The sequence below is a fragment of the Halomonas caseinilytica genome (assembly GCF_001662305.1).
GTDB lineage: Bacteria > Pseudomonadota > Gammaproteobacteria > Pseudomonadales > Halomonadaceae > Halomonas > Halomonas caseinilytica.
The window spans coordinates 1-17,389 of record NZ_BDEP01000030.1; the positions used below are offsets into that span (position 1 = coordinate 1).

The following is a 17,389-nucleotide window of genomic DNA, read 5'->3' on the forward strand; positions in this document are numbered from 1 at the left end:
GGTGAGGTCGTTTTTCTGCCCTAGGGTGTTCATCTGCAGGCTCCTGCCGGATTCAGGAGACTGTCGTCGAAGACCCGAAAGTCTCCTGAACTCAGTATAACACTGAGCACATGGGACATATATGGGGCAAACCGGACGCCATTCCATGCCATTTGGTGCTGGTGCGGTTACCCGGAAGGCCCGGCATAGAACTGTCAACGGCGGGGTATTCGCCGTGACGTCACTGGATGAACCTACATATTAGGCCATCATCGGGGTGTGCTACCCCCCCCCCCCCCCTCGTCGTCGCCTTTCTCGACCCGCTTCTTGCATGCGGCCTTATCCTCGTCAGTGATGCTGCGCTCCAGTGCATCTAGGTAGTCGCAGTACCACTGCATCATCTCCTTGCGGTGTCGCAGGTACTCCGCCTGGTTGTAGATCCCCTCCAGCCCCTTCTTCGTGTGGGCCAGCATGGCCTCGGTCCAATCCGCTGGCCAGCCATGCTCGGATAACAGAGTCTTGGCCGTGTGACGGGAGCCGTGCCCGGTCATCCGGCCCTTGTAGCCCATCCGTGAGAAGCAGGTGTTGATGGCCATGTCGGAGATCACCGGCGTTTTCTCGCCCTCTCCAGGGAATAAGTACCGCGACCGGCCGGTCAGCGGCCGCAGGGCTTCGATCGTTTCCTGCACCTGGCGCGTAAGCGGCACGACGTGGTCACGTCGCATCTTCATCTTCTCGGCAGGCACACGCCAGAGGTCTCCGTCCAGTTCATCCCATTCGGCCCATCGGACCATCCCGGGCCTCGATGCGGTGCGCACCACCATCCAGGCAGCCGCTTTCACGATCGTCTTGCTGGGGGAGGCGCGGAGAGCGCGAAGGAACTCCGGTAGTTCGGGCTCGAGGAGATGAGGGTAGCGGTTTTCCTTCGGGGGCTGGGCGGCAATGTCCGCCAGATTGGAGGCCGGGTTGTTCTCGGTGTGGCCCAGGGCAATAGCCCGACCGAAGATCTGGTTCAGCCAGGTGCGCGACTTCTCAGCCGTGTTGAAAGCTCCACGTCCCTCGATGCTTTCTTGCACCTGGGCACAGTCACGTCGTGTGATTCGGTTGATGGCGGTGTTTCCCAAGGCGGGTAGGGCGTCATTGTCCAGCCAGTAGCGAATGCTCTTGAGCGTCTTCTCTGCTCGACCTCTGTCGACCTTGTCCTGGTACCAGGTTTCGGCGGCCTCACGGAAAGGGTGCTCGATTATTCCCTGACGGTGTTCAACAGGATCGATGCCTGCGGCCACCAGTTCGGCAGTCTGCTGAGCATCTTGCCGGGCCCGCTTGGCAGAGGTGTCCGGATAGCTGCCGACTCCCATCCAGGCCCAGCGCCCTGTGGCGGGTTTCTTGTAGCGGACCTCCCAACGTTTGCGGCCGGAGGGGGAGACGACGAAGTAGAGGCGATCCACGCCGTAGCTCTCGCGATACTCCTTTGCCTCGGGCTCGAGCGTGGATAGCACGGTGTCCGCCAAGGGGCGACGTTTGATGTTTTCGCGCTTCATTTGGGACGGTCCATGTATGGTGAAAATCCAGCCATACAATAGGCCATACACGGCATGCTGTGCTATGCCCGGTAATGTCTGGACGGCTCTGGACCAAAAAGTGCTGTGGAATCGGGAGGTTGTGGGGTAGTGAGGGGTGTGTCTGGACATGATAGGATGAGGCGTTGGAGCGGGTGAAGGGAATCGAACCCTCGTCTTAAGCTTGGGAAGCTTCTGCTCTACCATTGAGCTACACCCGCGAGGTTTCCCAGTATATCCAGAGGGTTAAGGATTACAACCCCGTTCGGCGAGTCTCCCTGGCGTGGGCTGGTGGCCAGGTGGGAGAAAAAAATCGCGAAAGCGGCGAACTTTTTTCGTCAGCGTTGTCTCACCAAGCACAGGCAACATCATCATCGCGATGGCAGTCGCTAGCAATGTTGTTCTGGCTTGCATAATCGATCCCTTCCGCCCCGTCCCTGGGGCGGTTTTTTTTGGTTCGTCCATCGGGCTCAGCTGTGGCGCATGCGCAGGATCGCGTTGAGCACATCGCGACGGGTCACGATGCCGACCAGGCGGGCCTGTTCGGTGACCGGATAGATCTTGGGCTTGGCACCCAGCATTTCCTGAGCCAGGTCGATGATGCTCTTGTTGGGCGTGACGGACAGCACCTCGTGGCGCATCAGCTCCCTGACCAGAGGTGGCTCATCATTGAGGTAGGCGCTTTCCAGTACCTTGCCGAGGACATCCTGTTCGGAGATGAAGCCGATCAGGCGATCGTGCTCATCGACCACGGGCGCCCCGGGCAGGCGATGCAGTGACAATCCTTCGGCCAGGGTGGACACCGAGGTCTTGCCGGAGACCCGGTAGCAGTCGCGGGACATGATCTCGCGCACGATGGTTGGGGCCTTCTTGGGCATGGCGATTCTCCTTGTGCCGAATGGTGATGAGCCTCGCCCGGGCTGATATCCGATGGTCCGGCATGCACCGGAGCGTCGGGTGATCCGGGTGCCCTTGGGGCTGCCTCGATTTCAGCATAGTCGACTGGCACGCGATGAGGCTCCCGAGGCAGGAACCCAGGTCGGGCCGGCCCACTCCAATATGGCACAATGCCGACATGAATCGTTCGTGATGCCGATCACTGTTGGAGATGCCCCATGGATGCCCGCGAATACCTGGCCCGCAAGGGGCTGGATGGAGAACGTGACAAGGAGCGCCCCAACACTCTGGAGGAAAAGGCCTGGTACCGTGCCCGTGAGGCCGGGGACCACCGTCCCAGAGCGGGGACGCCTCATGACTGGGAAGACTGGGAGCGCTATCACGAGACGCTGGCCGAAGGCGCCGACGCCCTGGAACAGAAGATCGACCATGAGGCGCATCAGCGGGCCCTGGAGCATGAGCGACCGCAGGCGGGAGACGATGCGAGTGAAGGCGAGCGCCCGAGCCGTGGCGTGGAGCATTTCACGCCACCGTCCTCCGCGGCGGTTGGCGCCGCCGGGGATGCCGAGCCGCGGGGCGAGGCGAGCCGGCATGCGGACTCGACGTCGCGGCCCGAACCCTTTGCCGCCATTGTGACCCTGGCCGTGCTGATGCCGCCCCTGGCGATGGCCCTGGCCGGTGCCGGCGTTCGTCGGGTTGTGGTGTCGTTGGTACTGATGCTGCTCGGTTGGTTGCCGGGGTCGCTCTACGCGGTTGTCTGGCTCCTGCGGCGTTGAGGGCTCGTCCTCGACCTCTCGTTCGTGATATCGACGAGTACCGACCGACAGGGCGGAACCCGCTTGGCAGCGGGCAGGACGCGCGTATAATCATCGTCAACCCTTGATGTAAGCAGGAGTTGACCGTTGGGCTATCTCGTTGGCGTCACCATTCTGTGGGCCTTCTCGTTCTCGTTGATTGGTGTTTACCTGGCCGGGCAGGTGGACAGCTACTTTGCGGTGATGATCCGCATCGTACTGGCGGCCTTGGTCTTCTTGCCAGTGCTGCGTCCGCGCCTGCTGCAGGGGCGGCAGCGGTTGGCGCTGATGGCTCTGGGGGCGGTGCAGCTCGGTGTGATGTACATCTTCTTCTACCAGTCCTTTCTGTTGCTGTCGGTTCCCGAAGTGCTGCTGTTCACTGTCCTCACGCCGCTCTACATTGCGCTGCTGGACGATGCCCTGTTCCGGCGCTTCACGCCCTTCCATCTACTGACCGCGGCCTTGGCGGTGCTGGGGGCCGCGGTGATCCGCTACAAGGGGCTCACCGACGATTACTGGCTGGGATTCCTGGTCGTGCAGGGTGCCAACCTCTGTTTCGCTCTCGGCCAAGTTGGGTATCGCCGACTGTCGGCGGGCCTGCCCGATGCTCTGCCTAGGCTATCGGTATTCGGCTGGTTCTACCTGGGCGCCGTGGCCGTGGCGGTGCCGGCCTTCCTGGTGTTGGGTGATACGACGGCATTACCGACCACGGGCCTGCAGTGGGGCGTGCTGGCCTGGCTGGGCCTGGTGGCCTCCGGGGTGGGGTATTTTCTCTGGAACCTTGGGGCCGTGCGGGTCGATGCCGGCGCGCTGGCGATCATGAACAATGCCCTGGTGCCGGCTGGCTTGCTGGTCAACCTGCTGATCTGGAACCGCGACGCCGATCTGGCGCGTCTGATACTGGGCGGCGCGATCATCATCGCCTCCCTGGCACTCAATGATTGGTGGCAAAAGCGGGCACCGCGAGCTGCCTGAGGCGGTTTGCCCCCCATCGGCAGTGTCGCCATAATGGTTCGTCGCGAAGCGAGGGACCCGCGCATGCAAGCCTTCAAGAACATCGGCCTGATCGGTCGGCTGGGCAGCGCCAAGGTGGTCGAGACCCTGAAGCGCCTGAGTCGCTTTCTCGACGCCGCCGGCTATCACGTCATCATCGAGGACCGCACCGCCACGGTACTGCTCGACCATGGCCACCCGGAGGCCAGCCGTCGCCTGCTCGGCGAGCTGTGCGACCTGGTGATCGTGGTCGGTGGCGACGGCAGCCTGCTGGGTGCCGCCCGTACCCTGTGCCATAGCGGTACCTTGGTGCTCGGCGTGAATCGCGGTCGCCTGGGATTTCTCACCGACATCTCGCCCGATGAGCTCGAGGCTCGCGTGGGCGAAGTGCTCGAGGGGCGCTTTGAGGTCGAGGAGCGTTTCCTGCTCGATGCCGAGCTCTATCGCGACGACACCCTGATGGGGAATGGCGACGCCCTCAACGAGGTGGTCCTGCACCCCGGCAAGGCCGTGCGCATGATCGAGTTCGAGCTGTTCATCGATGGGCAGTTCGTGCACAGCCAGCGCAGCGACGGCCTGATCATCGCCACGCCCACGGGGTCGACGGCCTACGCCTTGTCCGGTGGCGGCCCGATCATGCACCCCAAGCTGGATGTGATCACCCTGGTGCCGATGTTTCCCCATACCCTGTCGAGCCGGCCGATCGTCATCGACGCGGCCAGTGAGATCCGTATTCATATCGGCGAGACCAATCAGACCTATCCGCACATCAGTTGCGATGGCCAGACGCGTGCCGTGGCCAAGCCCGACGATGTGCTGGTGATCCGGCGCAAGCCGCAACGGGTCCAGCTGGTGCATCCGCTGGGGCATAATTTCTATGAAGTCCTGCGCAGCAAGCTGGGCTGGAGCAATCGCCTGGGAGACTGAGGTGAGCGAACGAGGCACCCCCGAGGGCTACGACCTGATCGGTGACGTGCATGGATGCGGCGCCACCCTGGCCGTGCTGCTCGAGCGGCTTGGCTATCACCAGCAGGACGGTGTTTACCGTCATCCGCGTCGCAGGGTGATCTTCCTCGGGGATCTCATCGACCGGGGGCCACGTATCCGTCTGGCGGTCTCCATCGCGCGGCGCATGGTCGAGGCGGGCGAGGCGTCGATCGTGCTCGGCAACCATGAAGTCAACGCGCTCGCCTATTGCCATCGGGCGCCTGCGGAAGCGGGGCGGACCTGGCTTCGCGAGCATACGCCGCGCCACAATCGCATCGTCAGGGAAACCTTGGCGCAGTACCGCGATCATCCCCAAGAGTGGCAGCAGACGCTCGAATGGTTCCTGACGATCCCTTTGTGTCTGGAGTTCGACGGGCTGAGGGTAGTGCATGCTTGCTGGGATCAGGCGTTGATCGACGAGTTGCGCCGTCAGCGTCCCGATGCCCGCATCGATCTGGATTTCCTCGCCGAGGCCGAGCGTTCCGGCACGCGTGCATCCCGCATTCTCGATCGCCTGACCCGGGGGAGCCACCTCTCCCTGCCGGAAGGCATGCATATTCGTTCCGGGGACGGCTTCACCCGGCGCAGCTTTCGCGCTCACTTCTGGGCCAGGCAACCACGTACCTGGGGGGATGTGGTCTTTCAGCCGGACAGCCTGCCGGATGACCTGGAGTCCCGTGAGCTGAGCGATGAGGAGCGCTCGCGGCTGAGCTATTACGGCCCGGACCAGCCCCCCCTGTTCATCGGCCATTACTGGTGCGAGGGCATCCCGGCGCTGCCGGCTCCCAACATCGCCTGCCTGGACTACAGCGCCGTCAAGTTCGGCCGCCTGGTGGCCTACCGCTGGAGTGGCGAGACGAGCCTCGATGCCGATCATTTCGTGTGGGTCGACGTTCCCCAGGAAGAGCGGGCCCGGGTGACGCCCCAGGAGATCGATTTCGATTGATACAAACCGTTACACAAAAATGTGCCCCATGACTGAACTCGCATCCACATCGCCGATCAGAGTAAGTGTTCCCTTGAATGATCCCTTGCTCTTGTCCGGTGGTTCCCTCCACCGGACTTTTCTTTTTGCGCGTCTGTCGCGTGCCTGCAACACGGAATGTCCTGCCTCGGAGGCTGCATGTATCGGGTAATCCTGTTGCCTCGCGATGCCGACCTGGATGAGTTGCGTCGGGCGCTCTGGGCCCATCGCATCGGGCATCGCATCACCGAGGAAGACGACGGCCAGGTCCTGTGGCTGGTCGACCCTTCCCAGCAAGAGGCGCTGCGCGAGCTGCTCGCGCAATGGCAGCGCGGCGAGCCTTTGATGCCCGAAGGCAGGGCGGCGCGGCGTGGCGGTGGCGCCCAGTGGCTGGCGCCGCTGCGACGCGTCCCGGTCACTTCCCTGACGCTGGGCCTGTGCTTGCTGGTGTTCGCCGCCACCTGGCTGCTCGGCGATCTGGTGATCGCCGCGATGACCATCGCGCCGGTGGGCATCGTCGACGGACAACCCGTGCCTGGCAGCCTCGGGGAGGGGCTGGCCAGCGGCCAGGTATGGCGCCTTCTGTCACCGATCTTTTTGCACTTCGGCTGGATGCACCTGATCTTCAACATGCTCTGGCTGTGGTTTTTCGGCCGCCAGGTCGAGGCGCTCCATGGGGGGCGGCGCATGCTGACGCTGCTGCTGCTGTCGGGCATCGGCGGCAACCTGGCGCAGTATGCGACCGGCACGGTGCTGTTCGGCGGCATGTCCGGGGTCGATTTTGCGCTGCTGGGCTATGTCTGGCTGATGTCGCGGCGACGTCCCGGTAGCGGTTTCTTCGTGCCCCAGATGCTGGTGATCTTCATGCTGGCCTGGATGGTCTTCACCATGACCGATATCGCCACCCTGTTCGGTTTCGGCAATGTGGCCAACGAGGCACACCTCGGAGGGCTGGTCGTGGGGCTGGCGCTGGGCTGGTATCATTCGCGGCGGGCCAGGTAATGCTGCTTGCCGACTATGGCGAGCCTGGTGGCTCCGCGAGCCAGTGATTCTCCCCGCTCCGATCCATTTCTTCCGAGAGATTCCGCCATGAGCGATATGACCTTCGAGCGCATGATCCAGCAGATGACGCCGGCCATCTACGAGAGCCTCAAGCAGGCGGTGGCGCTGCGCAAATGGCCGGACGGTCGCTTTCTCACCTCCGAGCAGACCGAGCTATGCCTCGAGGCCGTGATGCGTTACGAGGTAGAGAACGGTGTTCCCGAGGAGCAGCGGGTCGGCTATCTCGAGCGTCGTACCTGTGGTGCCGACAGCGGTGGCGGAAACGTGTCCCCGGAGATGGCGGGCCTGGGTCAGGATGTCGGTCGTGACTGAGACCCTGGCACACGGCTGTCTGACCAAGATGGCCGTCGAGCCCGGCGACCCCGCTCGCTACACCTTGCGAGCCGGCGATGACCGCCTGCCCCTCGATTCGCTGCTGGGCGAGCCGCTGCGTCTTGCCTGGAGCGGGGCCATCGCCTGCACGAACTGCGGTCGAGCGACTCGCAAGAGCTTCGGACAGGGCCATTGCTATCCTTGCTTCAAGCGACTCGCGCGCTGCGATACCTGCATCATGAAGCCGGAGCTGTGCCACTATTTTCAGGGCACTTGCCGTGAGCCGGAGTGGGGCGAGAGCCACTGCTTTCAGCCCCACATCGTCTACCTGGCCAATGCCTCCGGCCTCAAGGTCGGGATTACCCGCGCCACCCAGGTGCCGACCCGCTGGCTCGACCAGGGCGCGGTCCAGGCCCTGCCGATCCTCGAGGTGGATTCCCGCCAGCAGTCCGGTTTCGTCGAGATGCTCTTCAAGGGCGAGGTCTCGGATCGCACCAACTGGCGCGCCATGCTCAAGGGCGAGACACCGGAGCTGGATCTGGCGGCCGAGCGCGACCGATTATTTGCGCAACTGGCGAGCGGGCTCGATGCGCTGCGCGAGCGCTTCGGTGAGTCGACCATTCGTCCTGTGGAGGCCGCCCCGCGCACGTTCACGTACCCGGTGCTGGAATACCCCACCAAGGTGGTGTCGCACAACTTCGACAAGCGTGCCGAGGTGGCGGGGCGCCTGATGGGGATCAAGGGGCAGTACCTGATGCTGGACAGCGGCGTGATCAACCTGCGCAAGTTCACCGGCTACGAGATCGTGGTGAGCCATGGCGTCTCGTGACGGCTTGTGTCAGCGTTACAGGTTCATGCCGTAAGGACTGAATGTCACATCACAAGGAGGGTGAGCGGATGTACCGATTGCATATCGCCAACAAGAACTATTCTTCCTGGTCGCTGCGCCCTTGGGTGATCATGCACCATCTGGAGATTCCCTTCGAGGAAAGGCTCACGCCTTTCGAGACCGGCTCGAGCTGGCGCAGTTTTCGCGCCTTTTCGCCCACCGGCAAGGTGCCCTGCCTGGAGGATGGCGAGCGTGCCGTCTGGGAGTCGCTGGCGATCATCGAGTACCTGGCCGAGCGGCACGAGGGTGTCTGGCCGCGTGACGAGGCCGCGAGGGCCTGGGCACGTTCGGCCAGTGCCGAGATGCATGCCGGCTTCGGTGCCCTGCGTGACGAGTGCCCGATGAACTGTGGCGCGCGGGTGCGCCTGTCGTCGCCTTCGGCGGCATTGGGCAATGATCTGGCGCGACTCGACGAGCTCTGGCAGGAAGGCTTGTCCCGTTTTGGCGGGCCTTTCCTGGCCGGTTCGGATTTCAGCGCGGTGGATGCCTTCTTCGCTCCCGTGGCATTTCGCGTGCGCAGCTTCGACCTCGAGCTCGGCGAGGCCTCGCGGCGTTATGTCGACACACTCCTCGCACTGCCGGCGATGCGGCAGTGGGACGCCGATGCCGTGGCCGAACCCTGGCGGGAGCCTGGCCACGAGGATGACTTGCTGGCTCGCGGGACCCTGCTGGAGGATCGTCGCGAGAACGGCTGACAACGGCACGAGACGCACAGGGAGAAGCTCGGATGACGGTATCGAATCTCAAGGAGCGAGACACGGGCCGGGTCGGTTTCCGGGTCGTCGATCGGCTGACGGACCCCGAAGGCGACGCGAATGCCGATTGGCTCGGCGTCGCCGAGGAGTGCGTGCTGTGGATGGATGGCGCCGCACCGGTCAATGCCGGGCAGACGCGTAGTGGCTACCCCAGCGATGCGGCCTGGCTGGTGCGACGCTTCGTGGCGCATTTCCTGGCCAGTGTCGACCCGGCGCGGCAGACGCGGGAACTGGTCAGCGACATCCAGGCACGCCTGGCGGCGGAGTATGATGCCCTGGCGCCGACCGACGCTGTCGGGCGGTTGGATCTGCCCTTCGCCTGTTTCGGGGCGGCACGCTTGGTCGACGATACCCTGGAGATCACCGGGGCAGGGGACTGCGTGCTGCTCTACGAAACCGATGCCGGAGATCTGGCCTGTTTCGGCCACAGTGCGGTCAGCTCGCTCGAGCAGCAGGCAGTGGCCACGTTGCTCGAGGTCAAGGCGCGCACCGGGGCGAGCCACGACGCGGCCCTTCGTGCGACCGTCCCGCATATCCTCGACAATCAGGCCCAGCGCAACCGGCGTTTCGGCTACGATGTCGTCGAGCCCATCGGCGATCTTGCCATCGAGCTGGAGCGGGTGCTGATGCCCGCGCGCCCGGGGCGCCGATTGCTCGCCATGAGCGATGGCTTCTATCGGGCCGTCGACACCTACCATCTCTTCAGCCACGAGCAGCTCTTCGCGGCCGCCTTCGACAGCGGACTGGACCACATCCTCTCGCGCCTGCGTGCCGCCGAGGCGGACGACCCGGAAGCGCGTGCCCATCCCCGGCTCAAGCTGCAGGACGATGCCACCGCGGTTGCCTTCGTGGTGGAAGCGCGCTGAGGCCCTGCCAGCCGGAACCGGGACTCAAGGCGTGAACAGGTCGCCCTGCGCGCCGGGTGGCTGAAAGGCCGAGGTATCCAGGGTAACGTTGCCTGGAAAGCCCAGGCGCCGGTGGCACCTGTCAAAGCGCTGGGCGAGCAGTTCGGCAAACACGCCCTCGCCGCGCATGCGGTGGCCGAAGCGGGCGTCGTAGTCGACGCCGCCACGGCACTGACGCATCAGGCTCATCACCTTGTCGGCACGCTGCGGATAGTGGGTGCTCAGCCAGTCTTCGAACAGCGGGGCGACTTCGCGGGGCAGGCGCAGCAGCATCCAGGAGGCACTGCTGGCGCCGGCGTCGCGGGCCGCTTCCAGCAGCCGTTCCAGTTCGTGATCGGTGAGGCCGGGAATCACCGGCGAGATCAGCGTCCCGACCGGCACACCGGCCCCGGCCAGGGTGCGGATGACCTTGAGCCGTGCCTCGGGCGAGGCCGTCCGAGGTTCCAGAGTGCGCTTCAGTTCACGATCCAGGCTGGTCAGGCTGATCATCACTCGCACCAGGCGGTGCTCGGCCAGCGCTGTCAGCACGTCGAGGTCCCTCAGGATCAGCGCGCTCTTGGTCACCAGCGTCACCGGATGGCGATGCTTCAGCAGGGTCTCCAGCACGCGACGTGTCGTTCCTCGTTCGGCTTCCAGGGGTTGGTAGCTGTCGGTATTGCCGGAAAGGTTGATCGGCCGACAGACGTAGCCCGGCTTGGCCAGTTCCTCCTCGAGACGCTCCACCAGGCCGCTGCGGGCGATCAGCCGGGTCTCGAAGTCGAGGCCCGGTGAGAGATCCCAGTAGGCATGGCTGGGGCGGGCATAACAGTAGATGCAGCCGTGCTCGCAGCCTCGATACGGGTTGAGGGAGCGATCGAAGGGCAGGTCCGGCGAGCGGTTCCAGGACAGGGCGCTGCGTGAGGCTTCGGTCGTGACTCGGGTGGCCAGGCGCTCTGGCACGGCGTCCTGCCACCAGCCGTCGTCGATGGCCTCGCTGCGGGTCGGCGCGAAGCGATTGTGAGGATCGAAGGTCGCGCCGCGTCCCCGGCGCGCCCCTGGGGTCGTGGGCACTCGAGTGGCCATGCTCAAGCCTCTTTCTGTATTTATATACAGTATAGAGCGTCATGCCATGAGGGCAACCGCGGAACTCGAATGGTCGTCCGGCGTTCCACAGGAACGATACGGCACCGGGATGGCCCGGCGCCTCACGGGAATGCCATGCGAGAAGGAACCCGACATGAAGCGACGCGACTTCCTGAAGATGGCCGGGGCACTTGGCGGCAGCGGCCTGCTGCCGATTTCTCCCCTGCTGGCCGCCACGGCAAGGGTCGAACCCAGCGGCGCCGGCGAGCCCTTCGACTATGCCTGGCTCAAGGGGCTGGCCCGGCAGTTGTCGACCCAGGAGCCACGCGGGCACGCCATCGAGCTGCCCGCGCCGATCAGGAACCTCGACTGGGATGCCTACCAGGCGATCCAGTATCGAGCCGACAGTGCCTTGTGGGCCGATGATCCCGGTTCGGCATTCCGTGCCCAGTTGTTCCACCTGGGGCTGCACTACAAAACGCCGGTGCGCATCCATGAAGTCGTCGATGGGCGTGCCCATGAACTGGCCTATGATCCTTCCCGGTTCGACTTCGGCGAATCGGGCGTCGAGGGGGAGCGCCTGCCCGAGGACCTGGGATACGCCGGTTTCCGGCTCCACCACCGGGATGACTGGAAGCGGGATGTCGCGGCCTTTCTTGGCGCCAGTTACTTCCGCGCGGTGAGCGATTCCATGCAGTACGGCATGTCAGCCCGGGGGCTGGCGGTCGACACCGCGTCGGCGTCGCGCGAAGAGGAGTTTCCGGACTTCACCCGCTTCTGGCTGGAGCGACCCGAAGGTGACGAGGAGAGCGTCATCGTCTATGCCTTGCTCGAGTCCGCCAGTGTCACCGGGGCGTACCGCTTCGTCATCAGGGATCGTGAAGGTGTCGTCATGGACGTCGATGCGGCCCTCTATCCACGCCGTGCCATCGAGCGGCTCGGCGTGGCACCGCTGACCAGCATGTACATGGTCGGCGAGAACGACCGCGATGCGAACTGGGACTGGCGGCCGGAAATCCATGACTCCGACGGCCTGTCGATCCACGCCGACAGCGGTGAATGGATCTGGCGCCCGCTGACCAATCCGAAGCACTTGCGCTTCAATGCCTTCGGCGAGCGTGCGCCGCGCGGTTTTGGCCTGCTGCAGCGCGATCGCGACTTCGATCATTACCAGGACGATGGCGTCTTCTACGACCGTCGCCCCGGTGTCTGGGTCGAGCCGAAGAACGACTGGGGCGAAGGCTCGGTGCAACTGGTCGAGCTGCCCACCCTGGACGAGACCTTCGACAATATCGTCGCCTTCTGGAATCCCGCCGAGCCCACCCGGCCCGGCGAAGAGATGCTGTTCGGCTATCGTCTCTACTGGTGCGATACCTCCCCGGCGCAGCCCTCGCTGGCGCGCTGCGTGGCGACGCGCACCGGGCTCGGTGGCGTGGTCGGGCAACGACGGGAATATTTCAGCTGGCGCTTCGTGGTCGACTTCGCTGGTGGCCCCATGCCGCTGGGCGAGGATGTCGAGGTCGAACCCGTCATCGAAGCCTCTGCCGGCCGGGTCGAGATCACCTCGGCACGCCCCCAGGAGGCCATCGAGGGCTACCGCGCCATGTTCGACGTGGTGCCTCCCGATGACGGCACTGACCCCATCACCCTGCGGCTGTACCTGAAAAGCGGCGATCGGCCCCTCACCGAAACCTGGCTCTATGAGTGGATGCCACCGCCCGCGGAGGAGCGCGAGCTGCGCAATCCCGGCCATCTATAGATCGCAGTGCCAGGCAAGATGACCTCCGTCATCGCCAGCCCTCTGGTAGGATGGTCGGCTCGCCGAGCCTGCCTGGAGAAGCCCCGTGAACGATGCCCTGCCGTTCATAGCCGATGTCGACACCGCCTGTGCCGAACGGGCGAGTCGTCACCTCGATACCCTGACCAAGCCGCCGGGCAGCCTGGGCCGACTGGAAGCCTTGGCGGTAAGCCTGGCGGGCATCACCGGTGAGGCCTTTCCCAGGGTCTCCCCGCCGGCTGTGGTGGTGTTTGCCGCCGACCACGGGGTGGCGGCGGAGGGCGTTTCGGCCTTTCCCCAGGCCGTGACCGCCCAGATGGTGGCCAACTTCGTCACCGGTGGAGCGGCCATCAATGTTTTTGCCCGACGCATCTGTGCGCATCTCGAAGTGGTCGATGTGGGCGTGGCCAATGCATTGCCCGCCGAGGGCGTCGTTCATGACCGGGTGCGCCCGGGCACCGCCAACCTGGCTCGCGAGGCGGCCATGCAGCGTGACGAGGCGCTGGCGGCCATCGCCGCCGGCCGGCGTGCCGCCGAGCGAGCCGCAGTGGCCGGCTGCCGCTGCCTGATCGTCGGCGAGATGGGCATTGCCAATACCACGGCCAGCAGTGCCATGCTGGCCGTGCTGACCGGCGCTCCCGTGGCCGGGCTGGTCGGTCCGGGAACGGGGGTGGCCGGTGCCGCCCTGGCGCGCAAGCAGGCGATCATCGAGTCGGCCCTGGTCGCGCGCGCGCCGGACCCCGCCGAGCCCCTGGACGTACTCGCCAAGCTGGGCGGGCTGGAGATCGCCGCCATGGTCGGGGCCTACCTGGAGGCGGCGGCAAGGCGCATGCCCGTGCTGGTCGACGGCTTCATCGCCACGGTGGCCGCACTCACCGCCTGCCGGCTTGAGCCGGCGCTGCGTCCCTATCTGATCTTCGGGCATCGTTCCCACGAGCCTGGCCATGACCATGCCCTGGCGGCGCTGGACGCCGAACCGCTGCTGGATATGTCGCTGCGGCTGGGGGAGGGCAGTGGTGCGGCCCTGGCGTTTCCGTTGCTCGAGGCGGCCAGCGCGATGCTCGCCGAGATGGCCACATTCGATGCCGCCGGCGTCGCTACCGAGGGCAAAACGTGAGCGTCGCGCCGCTTTCGTTCGAGTTGCTGGCGCTGGTCGGTGTGGCGCTGGTCATCGACCTGGCGCTTGGCGATCCGCCTTGGTTGCCTCATCCGGTGGTCGGGATCGGTCGGGTGATTGCCTGGCTCGAACGCGCCTGGAACCATGGCTCAGCGGTGGCTCGCCAGCGGCGTGGCGTCTGGTTGGCGTGCGTGGTAGTGGTCGGCACCTGGACGCTAGCCTGGAGTGCGCTGACGGTGCTGGCCTGGGTGTCGCCCGGGCTCGCGCTGGTGGCTGAACTCGTGCTGCTGGCCATGGCGTTCGCCACTCGAGGGCTGGCCGATGCGGCCCGAGCGGTGGCCGAGCCCCTGCGGTGCGGCGACCTGCCGGCGGCCCGGCTGGCTTTGGGGCGCATCGTCGGGCGCGATACCGAGGCGCTCGACGAGGCCGGCCTGACCCGCGGGGCGGTCGAGACCGTCGCCGAAAACACCGTGGACGGCATCACCGCGCCGCTCTGCTGGGCGCTGCTCGGGGGAGCTCCCCTGGCACTGGCTTACAAGGCGGTGAATACCCTGGATTCCATGGTCGGCTATCGCAGCCCGCGCTATGCGGACTTCGGCCGCGCCTCGGCGCGACTCGACGATGCCGTCAACTGGCTGCCGGCCCGGCTCACGGCCCTGGCCATGTGGCTTGCGGCGCGTTTCATCGCCGAGAGCCGGACGGCCGGCGCTCTGGCTGCCACATGCCGCGAAGCGCCGCGCCATCCGAGTCCCAACGCCGGCTGGCCGGAGGCGATGGTGGCCCACTTGCTGGGCGTGAGGCTGGGCGGACTCAATCACTACGACGGGCACCCCTCTCATCGCGCCACGCTTGGCCAGCCGCGGGAGCCGCTGGTCGTCGGCCACATCGAGCGTGCCATCCGCTACATGCACGGCGGCTGGCTGGGTGTGTTGCTGTTGCTGGTGCCCCTGGTACTGCTCAGGGAGTGGCTGTCATGACCCTTACTGCCTGGCCGGCGCATGGTGGAAGAGTGGCTCCGCTGCTGGCGCGCTTCGGCTTGCCTGCTGATCATCCGGTGATCGATTTCAGCGCCAATCTCAACCCGTTGGGGCCGCCATCCTGGTTGCCGGCGTGGCTGTCCGGTGCCGGCGACGCGCTGGCCCGCTACCCGGACCCGGACGACGACCGGGCTCGCCGGGCGCTTGCCGAACACGACGATGTGGCCCCGGAGCGAGTGCTCGTGACCAACGGCGGCATCGAGGCGATCTATCTGGCCGCGGCGCTGCACGCCGGCGGCCGCGCCCTGGTGATCGAACCCACCTTCAGCGAGTACGCCCTGGCCTGTCGCCGGCACGGCCTGACGGTCGACCGGCTGGCGCTGGAGGCACCGACGTTCCGGCTCGACCTCGACGCCGCCGAGGCGGCCCTGGCCGGTATCGATGTCGTCTTCCTGTGTCGACCCAACAACCCCACTGGGACGCTGATGCCGCGTGCCGATGTCGAACGCTTGCTGGCTCGGGCGCATCGGAGCGGTACCACTCTGGTGGTGGACGAAGCCTTCGTCGACTTCACCGAGAATGACGAACGGCTCACGACGCTGCTCGATCAGGCACCGAACCTGCTGCTGTTGCGTTCCTTGACCAAGCGCTTCGACGTGCCGGGACTGCGGCTCGGCTACCTGCTCGGCGCCCCGGAGACGGTGAATCGCCTCGCCACCCAGCAGATGCCGTGGAGCGTCAACGCCCTGGCTCGAGGGCTGGTGCCACCGTTGCTCGCCGACCATGAATATCTCGCGCGTACCCGCGCCTGGCTGTCGGCCGAGCGCGGCCTGCCCGGAGCGGTGCGCGAGCTCGGTTTCACGGTGCCGGATACCCAGGCCAACTTCTTCCTGCTGCGTGGTGGACACGATGCCGACGAGAGCCGGGCACTGTTCGCCTTCCTGCTGGAGCGCGGGTTGCTGGCCCGTCACACTCATGGGTTCCCCGGCCTCGAGGGAGCCTGGCTGCGGCTGGCACTGCGTGAAGCGGAGGACAACGCTCGACTGCTCGAGGCACTGACGGCCTGGAGGCGGCCATGATCGCCTTCGTTGCCGGCGGAGCGCGCTCGGGCAAGAGCGACGTGGCCGAAGCCCTGGTGAGCGAGCAGCGGGCGCGGTGCGGCGGTGCGCGCTATTACCTGGCCACGGCGCAGGGCCGCGACGACGAGATGGCCGCGCGGATCGCCCGGCATCGTCACCGCCGCGGCGACGACTGGGTGACCCTGGAACCACCACTGGCGCTGGCCGAGGCCTTGTCGACGATCCCCCAGGGCAGTGCCGTACTGCTCGACTGCCTGACCCTGTGGGCCAGCCGAGTGATGTTCGAAGCCGAACTGGCGGCCTCCGAAGGCCGGGCGATGCTGGCGCATGGGCTCGTCGAGGCGCGTCGCCGAGAACTGGCCCTGGTGGTGGTCTCCAACGACCTCAACGAAGACCTGCCGCCGCGTGATGCACAGGTGTGGCATTACCTGGCCTTCCTGCAGGCGTTGCACTGCGATCTGGCCGCCGAGGCGGACAGGGTCATCGAGGTGGTGGCCGGCCGGGGCATCGACTGGAAAGGAGAGTCCGCATGAAGGAAGCGGGATTCGGCGTGCTGCTGGCCATCCAGTTCCTGACCCGGCTGCCGGTGCCGCTGGCCTGCCCGTGGACGCCCGGCACCCGGCGCTGGGCGGCACGGGTCTACCCGTTGGTGGGCATGCTGATCGGCTCGCTCGTGGCTGCCGTTGGCACCTTGCTCGAGGCGGCTCTACCGTTGCCGCTGTTGACCTTGGCCCTGCTCAGCCTGTGGGTGGCGCTGACCGGCGGGTTGCACCTCGATGGCCTGATGGATCTGGCCGATGCTCTGGGCAGCAACGCACCACCCGAGAAGCGCTGGGCGATCATGAAGGACCCCCAGGTAGGCAGCTTCGCAGTGCTGGCGCTGGTGTTTCTCCTGGCCTGGAAGGCGGCACTGCTGTGGACCCTGCTGGCCGCCGGGGCGAGCCCTTGGTGGCTGGTGCCGGTGATCGCGCTGGGGCGTCTGGCCGCGGTCGGCCTGTTGATCTCGGTGCCCGCCGCCCGGGCCGAAGGGCTGGCTCATGCCTGGCAGCGGAGCCTGGGGCGGGGCGATCTAGTCTGGGCCGTGGCGCCGGTGTTGGTGCTGCTGGCGCTGATGCCAGGGGCAGTCGGGTTGATCCCGGCGCTGGTCGTGTTCGTGGCGCTCTATGGCCTGGCGGTGCGCCGGGCTTTCGGCGGCATCAACGGCGATATCGTCGGTGCCGCCATCGAAGGAAGCGAGCTGTGGCTGCTGCTGATGGTGTGGGTGTCGTGCGCGGCCTGACC

General features: G+C 65.9%; 18 protein-coding genes and 1 tRNA gene. 15 read left to right on the forward strand and 4 right to left on the reverse strand.

Annotated elements, in window-relative coordinates; translation table 11 throughout:
* Nucleotides 1-248 precede the first annotated feature (248 nt).
* The 3 genes from A9O65_RS16135 to A9O65_RS16145 form a co-directional block, all read right to left on the reverse strand.
* Nucleotides 249-1,520, reverse strand: a complete 1,272-nt coding sequence (locus A9O65_RS16135) for a tyrosine-type recombinase/integrase (RefSeq protein ID WP_064702680.1) — start codon at nt 1,518-1,520, stop codon at nt 249-251.
* Nucleotides 1,521-1,685: 165 nt separating this feature from the next.
* Nucleotides 1,686-1,759: transfer RNA gene (locus A9O65_RS16140), tRNA-Gly, on the reverse strand.
* 249 nt (nt 1,760-2,008) lie between these two features.
* The gene (locus A9O65_RS16145) at nt 2,009-2,416 is read right to left on the reverse strand and encodes a CBS domain-containing protein (RefSeq protein ID WP_064700741.1); all 408 of its coding nucleotides are present in this window, start codon (nt 2,414-2,416) and stop codon (nt 2,009-2,011) included.
* A gap of 237 nt (nt 2,417-2,653) precedes the next feature.
* Here A9O65_RS16145 and A9O65_RS16150 point away from each other — a divergent pair, with 237 nt between their 5' ends.
* The 9 genes from A9O65_RS16150 to A9O65_RS16190 all read left to right on the forward strand — a co-directional run bounded on the left by A9O65_RS16150 (nt 2,654) and on the right by A9O65_RS16190 (nt 10,057).
* Nucleotides 2,654-3,211, forward strand: a complete 558-nt coding sequence (locus A9O65_RS16150; protein WP_064700740.1) for a YqaE/Pmp3 family membrane protein — start codon at nt 2,654-2,656, stop codon at nt 3,209-3,211.
* A gap of 126 nt (nt 3,212-3,337) precedes the next feature.
* Nucleotides 3,338-4,204, forward strand: coding sequence for a carboxylate/amino acid/amine transporter (locus A9O65_RS16155; RefSeq protein WP_064700739.1), 867 nt, complete (start codon nt 3,338-3,340; stop codon nt 4,202-4,204).
* Between the two features lie 63 nt (nt 4,205-4,267).
* A complete protein-coding gene (locus tag A9O65_RS16160; RefSeq protein WP_122983346.1) occupies nt 4,268-5,149 on the forward strand; it encodes an NAD(+) kinase in 882 nt (293 codons plus the stop codon).
* 1 nt (nt 5,150) lies between these two features.
* Nucleotides 5,151-6,155, forward strand: coding sequence for a metallophosphoesterase (locus A9O65_RS16165; RefSeq protein WP_064702682.1), 1,005 nt, complete (start codon nt 5,151-5,153; stop codon nt 6,153-6,155).
* 177 nt (nt 6,156-6,332) lie between these two features.
* Nucleotides 6,333-7,175: a rhomboid family intramembrane serine protease gene (locus A9O65_RS16170; protein WP_064702683.1), complete on the forward strand. Its 843-nt coding sequence runs from the start codon at nt 6,333-6,335 to the stop codon at nt 7,173-7,175.
* A gap of 87 nt (nt 7,176-7,262) precedes the next feature.
* Entirely contained in the window at nt 7,263-7,547 is a 285-nt protein-coding gene (locus A9O65_RS16175; protein WP_064700735.1) for a YeaC family protein, read from the forward strand.
* Nucleotides 7,531-8,376, forward strand: coding sequence for a DUF2797 domain-containing protein (locus tag A9O65_RS16180; RefSeq protein WP_064702684.1), 846 nt, complete (start codon nt 7,531-7,533; stop codon nt 8,374-8,376). Before A9O65_RS16175 ends, A9O65_RS16180 begins: the two co-directional genes overlap by 17 nt.
* A gap of 68 nt (nt 8,377-8,444) precedes the next feature.
* A complete protein-coding gene (locus A9O65_RS16185) occupies nt 8,445-9,131 on the forward strand; it encodes a glutathione S-transferase family protein (protein ID WP_064702685.1) in 687 nt (228 codons plus the stop codon).
* A gap of 32 nt (nt 9,132-9,163) precedes the next feature.
* On the forward strand, nt 9,164-10,057 hold the full coding sequence (locus A9O65_RS16190) for a hypothetical protein (protein ID WP_064702686.1): 894 nt from the start codon (nt 9,164-9,166) through the stop codon (nt 10,055-10,057).
* Nucleotides 10,058-10,081: 24 nt separating this feature from the next.
* Here A9O65_RS16190 and A9O65_RS16195 read toward each other — a convergent pair whose 3' ends face one another.
* Nucleotides 10,082-11,158, reverse strand: a complete 1,077-nt coding sequence (locus A9O65_RS16195) for a PA0069 family radical SAM protein (protein ID WP_064702687.1) — start codon at nt 11,156-11,158, stop codon at nt 10,082-10,084.
* Between the two features lie 154 nt (nt 11,159-11,312).
* Between A9O65_RS16195 and A9O65_RS16200 the strand changes: the two genes are divergently transcribed.
* From A9O65_RS16200 to cobS, 6 genes are all read left to right on the forward strand, one after another.
* Nucleotides 11,313-12,917, forward strand: a complete 1,605-nt coding sequence (locus tag A9O65_RS16200) for an OpgD/OpgG family glucan biosynthesis protein (protein ID WP_064702688.1) — start codon at nt 11,313-11,315, stop codon at nt 12,915-12,917.
* 85 nt (nt 12,918-13,002) lie between these two features.
* Nucleotides 13,003-14,052 (forward strand): nicotinate-nucleotide--dimethylbenzimidazole phosphoribosyltransferase, encoded by a 1,050-nt coding sequence (gene cobT, locus A9O65_RS16205; protein WP_082920212.1) that lies wholly within the window; start codon nt 13,003-13,005, stop codon nt 14,050-14,052.
* Nucleotides 14,049-15,029, forward strand: a complete 981-nt coding sequence (cbiB, locus tag A9O65_RS16210; RefSeq protein WP_064702689.1) for an adenosylcobinamide-phosphate synthase CbiB — start codon at nt 14,049-14,051, stop codon at nt 15,027-15,029. The genes cobT and cbiB overlap by 4 nt, the downstream gene beginning before the upstream one ends.
* Nucleotides 15,026-16,108, forward strand: a complete 1,083-nt coding sequence (cobD, locus tag A9O65_RS16215; RefSeq protein ID WP_064702690.1) for a threonine-phosphate decarboxylase CobD — start codon at nt 15,026-15,028, stop codon at nt 16,106-16,108. Before cbiB ends, cobD begins: the two co-directional genes overlap by 4 nt.
* Nucleotides 16,105-16,641: a bifunctional adenosylcobinamide kinase/adenosylcobinamide-phosphate guanylyltransferase gene (locus tag A9O65_RS16220; protein ID WP_064702691.1), complete on the forward strand. Its 537-nt coding sequence runs from the start codon at nt 16,105-16,107 to the stop codon at nt 16,639-16,641. The genes cobD and A9O65_RS16220 overlap by 4 nt, the downstream gene beginning before the upstream one ends.
* A complete protein-coding gene (cobS, locus tag A9O65_RS16225) occupies nt 16,638-17,387 on the forward strand; it encodes an adenosylcobinamide-GDP ribazoletransferase (protein ID WP_064702692.1) in 750 nt (249 codons plus the stop codon). Before A9O65_RS16220 ends, cobS begins: the two co-directional genes overlap by 4 nt.
* The last annotated feature ends 2 nt before the right edge of the window (nt 17,388-17,389 follow it).

Bases quoted from the DNA above. Each gene is read 5' to 3' on its own strand.
- cobD (WP_064702690.1), top strand. From the start codon at position 15,026: ATGACCCTTACTGCCTGGCCGGCGCATGGTGGAAGAGTGGCTCCGCTG.
- A9O65_RS16180 (WP_064702684.1), top strand. From the start codon at position 7,531: ATGTCGGTCGTGACTGAGACCCTGGCACACGGCTGTCTGACCAAGATG.
- A9O65_RS16200 (WP_064702688.1), top strand. From the start codon at position 11,313: ATGAAGCGACGCGACTTCCTGAAGATGGCCGGGGCACTTGGCGGCAGC.
- A9O65_RS16135 (WP_064702680.1), bottom strand. From the start codon at position 1,520: ATGAAGCGCGAAAACATCAAACGTCGCCCCTTGGCGGACACCGTGCTA.
- A9O65_RS16145 (WP_064700741.1), bottom strand. From the start codon at position 2,416: ATGCCCAAGAAGGCCCCAACCATCGTGCGCGAGATCATGTCCCGCGAC.
- A9O65_RS16220 (WP_064702691.1), top strand. From the start codon at position 16,105: ATGATCGCCTTCGTTGCCGGCGGAGCGCGCTCGGGCAAGAGCGACGTG.
- A9O65_RS16160 (WP_122983346.1), top strand. From the start codon at position 4,268: ATGCAAGCCTTCAAGAACATCGGCCTGATCGGTCGGCTGGGCAGCGCC.
- A9O65_RS16170 (WP_064702683.1), top strand. From the start codon at position 6,333: ATGTATCGGGTAATCCTGTTGCCTCGCGATGCCGACCTGGATGAGTTG.
- cobS (WP_064702692.1), top strand. From the start codon at position 16,638: ATGAAGGAAGCGGGATTCGGCGTGCTGCTGGCCATCCAGTTCCTGACC.
- A9O65_RS16175 (WP_064700735.1), top strand. From the start codon at position 7,263: ATGAGCGATATGACCTTCGAGCGCATGATCCAGCAGATGACGCCGGCC.
- A9O65_RS16195 (WP_064702687.1), bottom strand. From the start codon at position 11,158: ATGGCCACTCGAGTGCCCACGACCCCAGGGGCGCGCCGGGGACGCGGC.
- A9O65_RS16150 (WP_064700740.1), top strand. From the start codon at position 2,654: ATGGATGCCCGCGAATACCTGGCCCGCAAGGGGCTGGATGGAGAACGT.
- A9O65_RS16185 (WP_064702685.1), top strand. From the start codon at position 8,445: ATGTACCGATTGCATATCGCCAACAAGAACTATTCTTCCTGGTCGCTG.
- A9O65_RS16190 (WP_064702686.1), top strand. From the start codon at position 9,164: ATGACGGTATCGAATCTCAAGGAGCGAGACACGGGCCGGGTCGGTTTC.